General features: G+C 59.7%; 10 protein-coding genes. 3 read left to right on the plus strand and 7 right to left on the minus strand.

Going from position 1 to position 11,454, the window contains the following annotated elements; translation table 11 throughout:
* Window position 1: 1 nt before the first annotated feature.
* The 3 genes from murJ to ACR0AZ_RS09240 are packed head-to-tail and all read right to left on the minus strand — an operon-like array spanning window position 2 to window position 5,491.
* Window positions 2-1,543 (minus strand): murein biosynthesis integral membrane protein MurJ, encoded by a 1,542-nt coding sequence (murJ, locus tag ACR0AZ_RS09230; RefSeq protein WP_480470866.1) that lies wholly within the window; start codon window positions 1,541-1,543, stop codon window positions 2-4.
* Window positions 1,540-4,299, minus strand: a complete 2,760-nt coding sequence (locus ACR0AZ_RS09235; protein WP_480667276.1) for a [protein-PII] uridylyltransferase — start codon at window positions 4,297-4,299, stop codon at window positions 1,540-1,542. Before ACR0AZ_RS09235 ends, murJ begins: the two co-directional genes overlap by 4 nt.
* 19 nt (window positions 4,300-4,318) lie before the next feature.
* Window positions 4,319-5,491 carry a penicillin-binding protein activator gene (locus ACR0AZ_RS09240; RefSeq protein ID WP_480470864.1) on the minus strand — a complete coding sequence of 391 codons (1,173 nt, stop codon included), beginning with the start codon at window positions 5,489-5,491 and terminating at the stop codon, window positions 4,319-4,321.
* An 87-nt stretch (window positions 5,492-5,578) separates the two neighbouring features.
* Between ACR0AZ_RS09240 and rsmI the strand changes: the two genes are divergently transcribed.
* The 3 genes from rsmI (at window position 5,579) to gshB (ending at window position 7,803) form a co-directional block, all read left to right on the plus strand.
* Window positions 5,579-6,436, plus strand: a complete 858-nt coding sequence (rsmI, locus tag ACR0AZ_RS09245; RefSeq protein ID WP_480470863.1) for a 16S rRNA (cytidine(1402)-2'-O)-methyltransferase — start codon at window positions 5,579-5,581, stop codon at window positions 6,434-6,436.
* A 3-nt stretch (window positions 6,437-6,439) separates the two neighbouring features.
* Entirely contained in the window at window positions 6,440-6,808 is a 369-nt protein-coding gene (locus ACR0AZ_RS09250; protein ID WP_480470862.1) for a YraN family protein, read from the plus strand.
* Between the two features lie 62 nt (window positions 6,809-6,870).
* Complete coding sequence (gene gshB / locus ACR0AZ_RS09255; RefSeq protein WP_480667277.1) at window positions 6,871-7,803, plus strand: glutathione synthase; 933 nt, start codon at window positions 6,871-6,873, stop codon at window positions 7,801-7,803.
* Here gshB and ACR0AZ_RS09260 read toward each other — a convergent pair.
* Genes ACR0AZ_RS09260 through cobU form a run of 4 tightly spaced genes read right to left on the minus strand, consistent with a single transcriptional unit; the run spans window position 7,800 to window position 11,401 of the window.
* The gene (locus ACR0AZ_RS09260) at window positions 7,800-9,314 is read right to left on the minus strand and encodes a YifB family Mg chelatase-like AAA ATPase (protein WP_480667278.1); all 1,515 of its coding nucleotides are present in this window, start codon (window positions 9,312-9,314) and stop codon (window positions 7,800-7,802) included. The two genes, gshB and ACR0AZ_RS09260, sit on opposite strands and share 4 nt — an antisense overlap.
* A 47-nt stretch (window positions 9,315-9,361) precedes the next feature.
* Window positions 9,362-10,246, minus strand: coding sequence for a glutathione S-transferase N-terminal domain-containing protein (locus tag ACR0AZ_RS09265; RefSeq protein WP_480470859.1), 885 nt, complete (start codon window positions 10,244-10,246; stop codon window positions 9,362-9,364).
* Window positions 10,247-10,304: 58 nt separating this feature from the next.
* Window positions 10,305-10,883 carry a histidine phosphatase family protein gene (locus tag ACR0AZ_RS09270; protein WP_480470858.1) on the minus strand — a complete coding sequence of 193 codons (579 nt, stop codon included), beginning with the start codon at window positions 10,881-10,883 and terminating at the stop codon, window positions 10,305-10,307.
* Window positions 10,880-11,401: a bifunctional adenosylcobinamide kinase/adenosylcobinamide-phosphate guanylyltransferase gene (cobU, locus tag ACR0AZ_RS09275; RefSeq protein WP_480470857.1), complete on the minus strand. Its 522-nt coding sequence runs from the start codon at window positions 11,399-11,401 to the stop codon at window positions 10,880-10,882. The genes ACR0AZ_RS09270 and cobU overlap by 4 nt, the downstream gene beginning before the upstream one ends.
* Between the last annotated feature and the right edge of the window lie 53 nt (window positions 11,402-11,454).

The raw sequence follows: 11,454 nt of genomic DNA on the forward strand, positions 1-11,454 counted from the left end.
ATTATCCGCGTCGCAGCGCGGTGCGGAACTCCGACAGTTTGAAGGCCCCGAACAGGTGGCCGAGTGCGAAATAGACGACCCCCGCCGTTGCGATCAGCAGCAGCAGCGCGAGATAACGCAGACCAGAAAGCTCGAAGGCCCAACCAAAGAGATGAATGGCTGCATAGAGCACGACCCCCATCCCGATTGAGGCCGCAACGATCCGTCCCGCCCGGCGCTTGAACCGGTCATCAAAGCGCGCTTCGTCCCCGAATTGCCGCGCACCCAGCGCCAGCAACAGGACCATCACCCATCCGGCGGTTGAGGCGGCGATGGCGGGCGCGATCCAGCCGACCACGGGATAAAGACCAAAGGCCAGAACGGCGTTCATCACCATCGCAACAACGGCATAGCGGAACGGAGATTTCGTGTCTTCCCGGGCAAAGAACAATGGCTGCAACAGCTTTTGCAGCACGAAAGCAGGCAGGCCGATTCCATAGATGGCGACGGCCAGAGCTGTGGCCGCGGTATCCTCGGCGGTGAACTGGCCGCGTTGAAACAGAACCGAGACCAGTTGCACGGGTATGATCACAAAAGCTACGGTTGATGGGATGGTCAGTAGTAGCGTGAACTCTCCGGCTCGGGAAAAGGCATTGCGTGCGCCGTCCCTGTCGTCGGCCCGCAGACGTCGGGATAGATCGGGCAGCAGGACGATGCCTACGGCGATCCCGACCACGCCCAAGGGTAGTTGGTACAGGCGATCTGCCGCGAACAACCAGCTAACAGCTTTCTCAGTTTTCGAGGCCACCAACTGCCCGACTACCAGATTGACCTGTGTCACCCCCATGGCCAGCGCGGCAGGTACCGCGATACGCACCATTCGTCGCATTTCGGGGCTGAGTTTCGGCAGGCCGGGACGGATACGGATGCCGGCGCGTTCGGTTGCGACCCAGACCAGCGCAAGCTGAGCAACGCCTGCGACAGGGATAACGGCGATCAACCAGCGGATCACTTCGCCGCCCGAGAGAGTTCCGAAGATCAGTGCGGAACAGGCGAAGATGTTCAACAGAACCGGCGCAGCGGCGGCAGCAGCGAACCGGCCAGTGGCGTTCAGCACCCCGGAAAACAGCGCGGCCAGCGACATGAACAGGATGTAAGGGAAGACGACATAGCCATAGTCCACCGCCAGATCGAAGCGTTCGTCGCCATAGAACCCCTCGGCCGTGATCCAGACCAGCGCGGGCATGAAAACCATCGCCAAACCGACCAACGCCAATACGGCTATGGCCAGAAGATTGAAGGCATCCTGTGCGAAACCTTCCGCGTTCTCGCCCCCTTCCAACCGTTTGGAGAACATCGGCACGAAGGCTGCGTTGAACGCACCCTCAGCGAAGAAACGGCGGAACATATTGGGCAACCGGAAGGCAGCGACGAAGGCGTCCATCACCGGACCCGGCCCGATATAGGCGGTCAGCAGGATTTCCCGCAGGAAGCCAAGGATACGGCTGGCGAGCGTCCAGAAGCCCACCGTAAAGAAACCCGAAAACAGGCGGATCTGCTTCATGAGGCGGCGCGCTCGGCGCCCTCGGTGATGGCCTTGCGCAGCTTTGATTCAAGTGCGCGCTGCTTGCTTTCCGAGTGGTATTTCAGCCCGAACATATCCTTCACATAGAAGGTATCGACAACTTGTTCACCATAAGTCGCGATAACGGCGTTGGCGACATAGACATTGGCTGCGGCCAGTGTGCGCGCTAGGTCATAGAGCAGACCGGGGCGATCGCGAGTGTCGACCTCGATGATTGTGTAAATCTCGGACCCGTCATTGTCGAAGGTGATATGAGTCGGCACATTGAAGGCGCGTTCGCGTTTCTTGATCTTGTCGCGCGATTTCAGGGCGTCGCGCGCCACCACCTCACCCTTCAGTGTCTTGTGGATCATCTGGGTCAGGCGCGGTATGCGCGACGTCTCATAGGGATGGCCTTCGGCATCCTGAATCCAGAAGGCATCCGTCACATAGCCATCCTTGGTCGTATAGCTGCGCGCATCGACGACGTTGGCCCCGACCAGTGCCAAGGCCCCGGCGATCCGCGCAAAGATCCCCGGATGGTCCCCCATGGCGAAACAGGCCCGCGTCGCGTCGCGATCTTCGTCGGGGTGCAGGCGAATTCCCATTTCTGCGGGATCGCCGCTGTCTTCCAACGCTTTCAGCATCTCGGCAAACTCGACATGGGTCGAAAGATTGAGACCTTGCCAATAGGGATCGTAGTGCCGCCCGGTCTCGGTTTTGAGATCGGCTTTGGACCAATCGGCCAACTCGGCCCGTAGCAGTTTTTTCGCCCCGGCACCGCGATTGGCGCGGTTGAGGTCTTCCATCCCCGTTTCCAACGCACGCTTGGTTTCAGCGTGCAGCGCGCGCAGCAAGGTGGCTTTCCAGTTGTTCCACGTATTCGGGCCAACGCCGCGAATATCGCAAACGGTCAGAACTGTCAGCAGGTCCAGCCGTTTGACCGTCTCGACCGCCTTGGCGAAATCGCGAATGGTGCGCGGGTCCGAGATATCGCGTTTCTGCGCCATATCCGACATCAGCAGGTGATAGCGCACCAGCCATTCCACCGTTTCGGAATCCGATTTGTTCAACCCCAGCCGCGGGGCCACCTTGCGCGCGATCTGCGCACCAAGGATCGAGTGATCCTCGGGCCGCCCCTTCGCGATGTCATGCAGCAGCAGCGCCACATACAGCACCTTGCGGTTGACCCCTTCTTTGAGGATAGACGAGGCCAGTGGCAGCGACTCGACCAATTCACCGCGTTCGATCTGGGCGAGGTTTACGATGCATTGGATCGTGTGCTCATCGACCGTATAGCTGTGATACATATTGAACTGCATCATCGCCACGATGTGCTCGAACTCGGGCAGGAAGGCCGACAGAACCCCCAACTCGTTCATCCGTCGCAAGGCGCGCTCGGGGTTGCCGTGTTTCAACATCAGATCAAGGAAGATGCGCTGCGCTTCCTTGTCGGTGCGCATATCCTCGTCGATCAGACGCAGATTTGCGGTGACCAGACGCATTGCGTCCGGGTGGATCAGCATCCCGGTGCGCAAGCCTTCTTCGAAGAGCCTTAGCATATTCAGCTTATCTGACAGGAAGGTGTCCGGGTCTGCGATATCCAACCGACCATGCACAACCCTATATCCGGCCTTCACCCGGGGCCGGCGGCGGAAGATGCGTTCCAGCAGCGGTGCGCCTTTCATATGGGCCGCTTCCAACTTGGTCAGGAAGATGCGGGTCAACTCACCTACGCGCGTTGCTTCGCGGAAATAGCGCTGCATGAATACTTCGACAGCACGCCGCCCTGCGCGGTCTTCATAACCCATCCGCGCAGCAACCTCGACCTGCAGGTCGAAAGTCAGCTGCTCAGTGGCGCGGCCGGTCACCAGATGCAGGTGAGAGCGCACGGCCCAGAGAAAGTCTTCGGCCTGAACAAACCCTTTGAATTCATCTGGTGTGAACAGACCCAGCGGGACCAGCTCGGCCACATCCTGAACGCCGTAGATATACTTGGCGATCCAGTAGAGCGACTGTAGATCGCGCAAGCCGCCCTTGCCCTCTTTGACGTTGGGCTCGACCATATAGCGTTCACCCTGTTTGAGATGTCGCTCGTCACGCTCTTTCAGTTTGGCTTCGATAAAATCACGCTCAGTGCCTTTGAAAAGATCCGCTTTCAGCCGCGCCTCAAGCTCTTCGGCCAGCTCTTTGTTCCCGGCCAGATAGCGCTGCTCCAACATGGCGGTGCGAATGGTGAAATCGTCCCCCCCCAGTCGCAGGCAATCCTTGATCGTGCGGGATGAGTGGCCGACCTTCAGCCGTAGATCCCAAAGAATGTAGAGCATGGATTCAATCACGCTCTCAGCCCAGGCTGTGATTTTGTAGGGGGTCAGAAACAGCAGATCGACATCGGACGAGGGCGCCATTTCGCCTCGGCCATAGCCGCCCACAGCCAGCACGGCGATCTTTTCGCCCTGCGTCGGTGTGGCCAGCGGGTGCAGGTACTCGCTGGCCACGCGCATCGCAGTACAGACCAGTTGATCCGTCAGATAGGTGTAAGAGCGCGTCAGCGGACGCGCATCAAACGGGGCTTTGGCGAATGCGTCGGCGATGGCCGCGCGCCCCGCCTTCTGAGCGTCGCGCAGGATGCGGACGGTTTCAGCCCGCAGACCCGCATTGTCCGCACCGCTTTCAACGGCGGCGGACAGGTTGGCTTGAATACCGACCGAGTCAAAAATCTGGTCAGCGGGGCAGATCAGTTTGTTGTCAGGCATGGTTGCCTGCGCCGGTTGCTCAGAATCCGGCGCCAGAGAAGCTTTGTGGGGCAGGGTCAATCACAACCACCTGTTTGTTCTGGATCGTGGCAACCGCCAGACCGCGTTCGTTGGTACCATTAGGACGCAGGCGGAAGATACCGCCGACACCCTGAAACCCTGCATTCTGGGTCAGGGCTGCCCCAGTCAATGCATTGGATTTGCCCTGGCTGACCAACGCGCCAATGGCCGCGATTCCGTCATAGGCCAAGCCGCTGATAGGATGCGGGGCCTCGCCATAGGTATTGTTGTAGCGTTGGCGATAGGCTTGCGCTTTGGCCGGATCCGGCAATGCGAACCATCCGCCCTGAACGCCTGGCAATTCTAGCGTCTGTGCCGGGATGTCCCAGCGCGTCAGGCCCATATATTGCACATTGGCCGGAGAGACACCCGCCTCGGGCAGCAGCTGGCTGAACAGCGGCAACGCACCTGCAGTCGTCGCAGTCAGGAAGATCGAATCCGCACCGGTCGAATCCACTGTGGCCTTGATGGTTGGGACAGAATTGATCACACCCTGCTGAGATCGATCATAAGCTACGGTGCCAGCATTATTTACCCGGCTGCTGCTAAGTGCCGTTGCGATTGCGGATTGTCCGAGTTGGCCTGCCGAGTCATTGCTGTGCACGATCACCGTGCCGGTTTTGCCCTGTCGTCCGGCGAAATTGACCAGACGATTGGCGGTGTTCTGGAAGGTCGGCCCCAGGACATAGACATTGCCACCCGCAATGCTGGTGTTGTTCGAGAAGGACAATACATTGACGTTGTTGTTGAGAACCGCAAGGCCCGCCGCATTCGCTGCTTGCGCATAAACCGGACCCAGAATGATCTTGGCCCCATCCGCAACAGCTTGCTGAGCGACCGTTGACGCCGTTCCTGCATTGCCCGCGGTATCGTAGACGCGGAGATCAATTTTCACATTTTGCAAATCTGCCATCGCCAGACGCGCCGCATTCTCGAGGCTCCGCGCCAGCGCAGCGTCCCCCGATTGTGACGAGCCGCTAGGCACCAGCAGCGCCACCGGCACGGGATCAGAGGTATCGATCGAGGGGCCTCCGCCGATGCCGCCGACTTCACAGGCGGCCAGAAAGGCGGCGGTGGCCAGAGCAATGGCGGATTTCGCCAGTTTGCGTGTGGGCTTGCAAACGGTAAACATCTAAATGAAAACTCCCTGATCCGGCGTCTGAGGGCACCTTGGTCTATTGATCCGCGATAATAAACGTCACGCTGTGAGGGTCCAGCTTTGAATTTCCAAAAGACAAGATTGGCCCCGGGCCTGTACTTTGTTGCCACTCCTATCGGAACCGCGCGCGACATTACGCTGAGGGCGCTCGATGTGTTGGCCTCGGCCGACATGATCGCCGCCGAGGACACCCGCAGCCTGCGGCGGTTGATGGAAATTCATGGTGTTCCGTTAGAGGGGCGCCGAATCCTTGCTTATCACGACCACAGTGGCGCTGGTGCGCGCGGCAAGATACTCGAAGCGCTTGGGGCTGGGCAGTCGGTCGCTTACGCCTCTGAGGCCGGAATGCCGCTGATCGCCGATCCAGGCTACGATCTGGGCCGGCAGGCGGCGGAGGCTGGTTTCGCGGTCACCTGTGCGCCCGGCCCTTCAGCGGCGCTGGCTGCGCTGACATTGGCGGGTTTGCCGACCGATGCGTTCTTTTTCGCCGGGTTTCTACCCAACGCCTCGGGTGCACGTCGGACCCGAATCGAGGCGCTGCGCGATATTCCCGGAACGCTTGTCTTTTACGAATCCCCCAAGCGTCTGGCCAACTGCCTTGTCGATATGGCGGATGTGTTGGCCGGCGATCGGCAAGCTGCTGTGTGCCGCGAGCTGACAAAGAAGTTCGAAGAGGTCCGCCGCGGAACGCTCGCCGAGTTGGCGGCAGGATATGAGGGAGCCTCGGTCAAGGGAGAGATTGTTCTGCTGGTGGATCGTGCGCATTCGCAAACCGTTAAGGATTCTGACGTAGAAGAGGCTTTGAGACAGGCTTTGGAAAGCCATTCGGTGCGCGATGCGGCGGATCTGGTGTCGGAAATGTTCAACCTGCCGCGCCGCCCGATTTATCAGAAAGCGCTGAAGCTGGGTAAGGGATGAAATATGGGGCGATCCGTTCGGGGTTCGGTTTCTTATCACGCGGGGCAGGCTGCAGAGCTTTCTGTTGCAACCGATTATGAGCGGCGCGGCTATACGATTGCGCATCGCAGATGGCGCGGTGCAGGGGGTGAGATTGATCTGATCGCCCGGAACACCGATGGCATCGTGTTCATTGAGGTCAAGAAAAGCGCGAGTTTCGCATCGGCTGCGGCCCGGATCAGCCCTCGGCAGATTAAACGCATCTGTGCCTCAGCCGCCCAATTTCTTGAGCATGAACCAGATGGGCAATTGACGAATGTGCGCTTTGACGCAGCCTTGGTTGATGGCACTGGTGCGGTTGAAATTATCGAAAACGCCTTTGGCCATGGCTGATCGCCATTGAACCCGATAGGTCTCTGCGCCATGTATCGGGCGTAGAACGTAAGGGACAAGCCATGAAAATCGCCTTTCAGATGGACCCGATCGGGGCCGTGGATATCAATGCCGACAGCTCGTTCCGTTTGGCCGAAGAAGCACAGGCCCGCGGGCATGAGCTATTTTTCTACGGCCCGGACCAACTGGCCTATCAAGAAGGGCGCATAACCGCGCGTGGTCATGACATGTCGGTTCAGAGGATGCAGGGTGACCCGGCTGTGCTGGGTCCGGAGCGCGAGGTCGATCTGGCCGATTTCGATGTCATCTGGCTACGGCAGGACCCGCCGTTTGACATGCATTACATCACCTCGACCCATCTGCTGGATCGCCTGAAAGGGCAAACGCTGGTGGTGAACGACCCCTTCTGGGTGCGGAATTATCCCGAAAAACTCCTGGTGCTGGATTTCCCCGATCTGACCCCACCAACGACGATCGCGCGGGATTTGCAGACCATCAAGGCGTTCAAAGAAAAGCATGAAGATATCATCCTCAAACCGCTCTATGGCAATGGCGGCGCCGGGGTGTTCCGGCTGGATGCGAATGACCGCAACCTGACCTCTTTGCACGAGTTGTTCACTGGCTTCTCACGTGAGCCGCTGATCGTGCAGAAGTTCTTGCCCGATGTGCGTAATGGCGACAAGCGGGTGATCCTGGTCGATGGTGAGGCTGTGGGCGCTATCAATCGCGTTCCGGCTGAGGGCGAGACACGTTCGAACATGCATGTGGGCGGGCGGCCCGAGAAGGTTGGTCTGACCGAACGGGACGTGGAAATCTGCGCCGCAATCGGCCCGCTGCTGAAGGAAAAGGGTCAGATCTTCGTCGGGATCGATGTCATCGGTGATTATCTGACCGAGATCAACGTGACCTCGCCCACCGGTATTCAGGAGCTTGAGCGTTTCAACGGCGAGAATATTGCCGAGAAGATCTGGCAGGCGATTGAAGCAAAGCTTTAGGCCCCAACCTTGGCGCTGATGCGAAAGCTCAGCGCCTCGGCGATATGCGGGCGACGAATGTCCGCCTCGCCGTCCAGATCTGCGATGGTGCGGGCAACCCGCAGAATTCGATGAAAGGCGCGGGCGGATAAGCCAAACCGTTCTGCCGCGTTCAGAAGCAGCTCCTTGCCTTCTGCGTCCGGCGTTGCGCATTCTTCCAGAAACGTGCCTTCGAGGTCGGCGTTCTGACGTGCGCCATGTAGGTCAGCGAACCGTTCAGCCTGTGCTGCCCGTGCCGCTTCGACGCGCGCGGCTACAGTGGCAGAGCTATCGCCCGAGGGTGGCAAATCAAGATCGGTAAACCCGACTGGCGGAACCTCGATCCGCAGATCAAAGCGGTCCATCAAAGGCCCTGAGATACGGCCCAGATAATCTTCGCCGCAGACCGGGGCGCGGGAACAGGCACGCGATGGGTCGGTCAGGTAGCCGCATTTGCAGGGGTTGGCTGCCGCCACCAGCATGAACCGGCAGGGGTATTTGACGTGCGCATTTGCACGGGCGACCATGACCTCTCCGGTCTCGATGGGTTGACGCAGGGTTTCCAGAACAGCGCGCGGGAATTCGGGGAATTCGTCCATGAACAGAACGCCGTTATGCGCAAGCGAAATCTCTCCGGGTTTGGCACCTTTGCCGCCACCGACAATGGCCGCCATCGATGCGGTGTGATGGGGTTCGCGAAACGGGCGTGCCCGGCTGATACCACCTTCGTCCAGCAAACCGCAGAGCGACTGGATCATCGAGGTCTCCAGCGCTTCAACGGGCGTTAATGGTGGCAAAATACCGGGCAGCCGCGCCGCCAGCATGGATTTGCCGGAACCGGGCGTGCCGATCATGATCAAATGATGCCGTCCTGCCGCAGCAATCTCCAGCGCGCGTTTGGCGCGTTCCTGACCTTTGACATCCCGCAAATCCCGCGCGCTGGGCGATAGGCTGACCTCGCCCGGGGTCGCGGCGGGCAGCGCGGATTGGCCGGTGAAGTGACGGACCACATCGCCCAGAGACCCCGCGCCGATGACTTGAGTGGCGTCGACCCACGCCGCCTCGGCGCTGGATGCCGCCGGGCAGAGCAACGAACGATCTTCGGCTGCGGCGGTCATGGCGGCGGGCAGAGCGCCAACGACGGGCACCAGCGACCCGTCGAGCGAAAGCTCGCCCAAGGCCACAGCCCCTTCGGCGGCATCGGTTGGTATGATCTCAAGTGCCGAGAGCAGCGCTACTGCGATGGGCAGATCGAAGTGACTGCCCTCTTTCGGCAGGTCGGCAGGGGACAGGTTGATGGTGATCCGCTTGGACGGAAGTGCGATCGCCATCGAACTGAGCGCGCTGCGCACCCGATCGCGCGCCTCGGATACGGCTTTGTCGGGAAGCCCGACGATGGAAAAGGCCGGAAGACCCGGCGAGACGGCACATTGAACCTCGACCGGGCGGGCGTCAACGCCCTGAAAGGCAACGGTATGGGCGCGGGCGACCATGGCAATCCTGTTCTTGGTTAACAGGACGTTGCTGCCATGGTTGCGGTTTAGGAATGGTTAACGCCAGCCACCATTGCGGTGAATTTCGGCCATGCGCCCGGATCGGCAACGGTTTTGTCACGACAAGACGGATTGCAGAAGCCCCAGACTTGACCGTCGAGCTCAAGGTAGTCCGTAACAGGTTTACCGGAATACGGGCAGCCCGTGTTGACCGATGGGCCGGTTTCAACGGCTCTTGCCTTTAAGGATCCACCAATCGGCCAGTTCTGTTCAGGCAGGTTTTGCGGATAGGGAAAGGGATCATAAGAGATTGTCAGGCCCATCGCGCGCCACTGGCGGACAGGCGAATCCGACAGAAGCTCAAGGCAATAGGCACGATTTGCCTCAGACACCGGCAGGCCATAGCCAATGATCCGCGCAGCAACCGGAGCGTAAAACACATCTGCTAGGGAATAGGCCCCGAATAGCGGGCCGGTTTCTGCACCCGAGACGTTGCGGGCATGTGCCCACAGTGTCTCGATCCGGCTTAGGTCGGACAGCGTGTCCGGTGACGGCTTGAATCCCTCCCAGCAGTGCCGCAATTGCATCGGGCATTCGCCCCTTAGGGCCGAGAAGCCTGCGACCATCTCAGCGCATAGCCAGCGGGCCGTTGCGCGCGCCGCGGGACCGGCGGGCCAAAGCCCAGCCTCAGGATGTCGCTCGGCCAGTGTTTCTGCCATGGTGAGGCTTTCGCCGACCACGGTTCCGTCCGGCAATCTCAGGGCCGGGACGAGGCGGGCGGGGGCCAGAGACTCCATATCCGCAGCCATTGTTCCGGCATAAAGGCCAATCATGTGAGAGCGGTAAAGCAGGCCGAATTTCTCGAGCATAAGCCACCCGCGCAGGGACCAGCTGGAAAACAGGCGGTCGCCGATGAAAAGGTCATAGGTCATGTTTGAACGATGTCGGATCAGGTGGCGCAGGTAAATCGTTGATTTGTGCGTAAGTCCATCACGGTTGATGATTGATGCGGCCCACGGACCAGCGGTCGCCGTGATGGGTAATCTCGGTGACCGAGAGGTTGTCGATCCTATGGCCAAAGGCCTCTTGCGCGTCGACTTCCAGCGCGCGCTGGACCTGGGTCAGGATCACACCGAAATGGGCCACTACGATTAGATCACGCCCGGTATGGGCCGAAATCAGCGTATCGATGGCTGCATCAACCCGTGTGCGCACCTCGTTCCAGCTTTCACCACTCGGTGGACGCACCTCGCCCGGATTGTCCCAATAAGCAAAGCAAAGTTCGGGGTCTTCGGCTTCGATCTCCTTAAAACTGCGCAGCTCCCAACTGCCAAAGTTGATCTCGCGCAGATCGCGGTGATGCGGCAATCGTTTCCGTGCGCCCTGAATGGCACTGGCGGTGTCGGCCGCGCGCGACAGGTCGGATGAGATCACGATTGCCTCAGTCGGAAGATGGGCAGAGAGGCGATCAATCGCTGCCGTATCACTCAGGTCAGCGGGCAGATCGGACCAACCGACCATGGTTTTTGCATGAGTGGGCCCGTGCCGGACCAGATGCAGCCGGGTCACAGGGGCGCACCTTTCAGGACCAGAGGCAACCCGGCGGTTACTTGCACGACCCGATCCGCCTGGGCAGCCAGCGCGATGTTCAGCCGTCCCTGCGCTTCGCGAAAGCGGCGGGACAGGGCGTTGTCGGGGACGATCCCATGGCCGACTTCGTTCGATACGATGACGATCTGCGCTGCGCAGTCTTTCAAGGCGCCAAGCAATTTTGCCTGAACCTGATCAAGATCGGCTTCAGCCAGCAAATGATTTGTTAGCCACATGGTGGCACAATCGATCAGGCAGACCTGATCTTCCGTCAGCTTCGCCAGCTCGGGAGGCAGCTCAAAAGGTGCCTCTATTGTCACCCATTTGCTGCCTCTTTGTGCAATATGTTGCCTAACTTTCTGGCGCATCTCATCATCAAACATTTGTGATGTGGCCAGATAAACCCGGCTTTTCCCTGTGGAAACAGCAAGTTGTTCGGCAAAAAGCGACTTTCCCGAAGCCGCGCCGCCCAACACAAAGGTTAAATTGGGGTGCACTTTTATTACCTTTCTGGTGATCCACCCGGTTTTGTTCTGCGTATCGACCTCAG

Source organism: Ruegeria sp. BE3 (assembly GCF_056538865.1).

Coding starts and splice junctions, on each gene's coding strand:
- ACR0AZ_RS09250 (WP_480470862.1), top strand. CDS start 6,440: ATGGGGCGATCCGTTCGGGGTTCGGTTTCTTATCACGCGGGGCAGGCT.
- gshB (WP_480667277.1), top strand. CDS start 6,871: ATGAAAATCGCCTTTCAGATGGACCCGATCGGGGCCGTGGATATCAAT.
- ACR0AZ_RS09240 (WP_480470864.1), bottom strand. CDS start 5,491: ATGTTTACCGTTTGCAAGCCCACACGCAAACTGGCGAAATCCGCCATT.
- ACR0AZ_RS09260 (WP_480667278.1), bottom strand. CDS start 9,314: ATGGTCGCCCGCGCCCATACCGTTGCCTTTCAGGGCGTTGACGCCCGC.
- ACR0AZ_RS09265 (WP_480470859.1), bottom strand. CDS start 10,246: ATGACCTATGACCTTTTCATCGGCGACCGCCTGTTTTCCAGCTGGTCC.
- murJ (WP_480470866.1), bottom strand. CDS start 1,543: ATGAAGCAGATCCGCCTGTTTTCGGGTTTCTTTACGGTGGGCTTCTGG.
- ACR0AZ_RS09235 (WP_480667276.1), bottom strand. CDS start 4,299: ATGCCTGACAACAAACTGATCTGCCCCGCTGACCAGATTTTTGACTCG.